Source organism: Leisingera sp. F5, from assembly GCF_001593695.1.
The window spans coordinates 1-1,854 of the sequence record NZ_LUKH01000684.1; the positions used below are offsets into that span (position 1 = coordinate 1).

The window sequence follows — 1,854 nt, forward strand, 5'->3', positions numbered from 1 at the left end:
GTCCCGGACTTCCCGCTTGAATTGATTGCGGGCTTAAGGAATTGGGTAGTCATGAGCACGTTTCACTGCCCCAATTGCGCCAGCCCGGTGACCCCGGCTGCGGCCGCGGTCAAGCTGACAGCCTGCGAGTCCTGCGGCACCACCCTATTCATCGAGGATGCGCAGGCGCGGCTGGCGGGCGAAGCAGGCATCATGCACGCGACGCCGATGCTGTTCGGCCTGGGTGGAACGACCCGGCTAGGCGGCCGGAGTTTGCAGATCCTGGGCCATGCGCGGTTTGCTTACGGGCGCGGATTTTGGGATGAATTCTGGGCTTTGGACACTAGCGGTACCCCTTTCTGGGCGTCTTTGGACGAGGGCGATATCGTGCTGCAAGGGCGCTGACGCGCTCTGGCTGGCTGCGGTATGATGGCTATCATCCTCTCAGGCAGCGCATTGACTATGACAGCGTTGAGTTCGCCGTCACCTAAGAAGACAACGCCGAATGCGTCGCAGTGCGGGCAGTCTCGATCAGTCCCTGCTGTTGAAGCGCGCTACCGTTTTGTGAACTTGCTGGGCGACGACGGCACGCTGTTGTCCGGTGAGTTCCAGGGGAGCAGCCGCGAATGGTACCGCGGCCACTGGTTCGATCCGTTTGAGGTCGAGGTGCTGGCATGACACGCAAAGCTGGGCTGACGGCGGCCATCTGGTTTTCACCCGCCGCTACCGCCGCCCGGTGTCGGTGCATTGGTTGGAACGCTTGGAACACCGGTCAAAAGTGCCTGCGGAATCCCGCTTCTTCCGCTATTGCGACACCTCCACCAGTCGGGTTGCCTTCGCCGAACGGGAGCTCACCTGGTCTCCCAGGAAAAGGTGAAAAGACCACCGCGGTCAAGACGCTAGCTGATGACGCAATGCTGAGCGCTGCCAATACGCTGAGATTCCATGCGCTGGCGGGCTACTATCAGGACGGATGGGATCAGTGGTTTGAGGCGGGCCGTCTCCCGGCATGGGAAACGAACCGGAAACCCCGGTTTTCCGCGCCGGAGTTTTGGTGAAATTCCGGTGCCGCTGACGGCGGGCCTTTATGTATTTGATCAAATCTTGCGGGAACGTGCTGCAGCCGCTAAGCATGATCCGAAGGACACAGGCACCAACAGGGAGGAATGCCCATGACCCCGCTAGCCGGCCTTAAGGTGGTTGAACTTGCCCGTATCCTGGCCGGGCCCTGGATCGGCCAGTCGCTGGCGGATCTGGGCGCCGAAGTGGTGAAGGTGGAAAGCCCGGACGGCGACGATACCCGCAAATGGGGGCCGCCGTTCATTGAGCGGGACGGTGACAAGACCGCCGCCTATTACTATGCCGCCAACCGGGGCAAGGACTGTGTAATTGCTGATTTCCGGACTGAGGAGGGCAAGCAGACTGTCCTTGATCTGATCCGTGACGCAGACATCCTGGTCGAGAACTTCAAGGTTGGAGGTCTGAAGAAATACGGAATGGATTACGACAGCCTGGTGCAGATCAATCCGCGCCTGATCTACTGCTCGGTCACCGGATTTGGCCAGGACGGGCCTTATGCCAAACGGGCAGGGTATGACTTTCTGCTGCAGGGCATGTCTGGGCTGATGTCGATCACCGGCGCGCAGGATGGCCAGCCGCAGAAGGTGGGGGTGGCGATCACCGATATTGTCACCGGGCTTTATGGCACCATCGGCATCCTGGCGGCAGTGGAGCAGCGCCACACAACGGGCCGCGGCCAGCATCTGGATATGTCGCTGATGGATTGCGCGACGGCCCTGCTGGCAAACCAGGCAATGAACTATCTGGCAACCGGCGACAGTCCGGTGCGGCTGGGCAATGATCATCCGAATATCG

Annotated in this window: 3 protein-coding genes; all 3 read left to right on the plus strand. The window is 60.8% G+C overall.

All coding sequences use genetic code 11. The features are described from left to right. Positions 1-51 precede the first annotated feature (51 nt). A complete protein-coding gene (locus tag A2I95_RS34770; protein ID WP_291737124.1) occupies positions 52-384 on the plus strand; it encodes a hypothetical protein in 333 nt (110 codons plus the stop codon). A 57-nt stretch (positions 385-441) separates the two neighbouring features. Beyond that, positions 442-657 (plus strand): hypothetical protein, encoded by a 216-nt coding sequence (locus tag A2I95_RS34775; protein WP_156916804.1) that lies wholly within the window; start codon positions 442-444, stop codon positions 655-657. 494 nt (positions 658-1,151) lie between these two features. Continuing rightward, positions 1,152-1,854: CaiB/BaiF CoA-transferase family protein (locus A2I95_RS34780; RefSeq protein WP_291737126.1), on the plus strand; the 703-nt coding region annotated here is incomplete at its 3' end.

Coding starts and splice junctions, on each gene's coding strand:
- A2I95_RS34770 (WP_291737124.1), top strand. CDS start 52: ATGAGCACGTTTCACTGCCCCAATTGCGCCAGCCCGGTGACCCCGGCT.
- A2I95_RS34775 (WP_156916804.1), top strand. CDS start 442: ATGACAGCGTTGAGTTCGCCGTCACCTAAGAAGACAACGCCGAATGCG.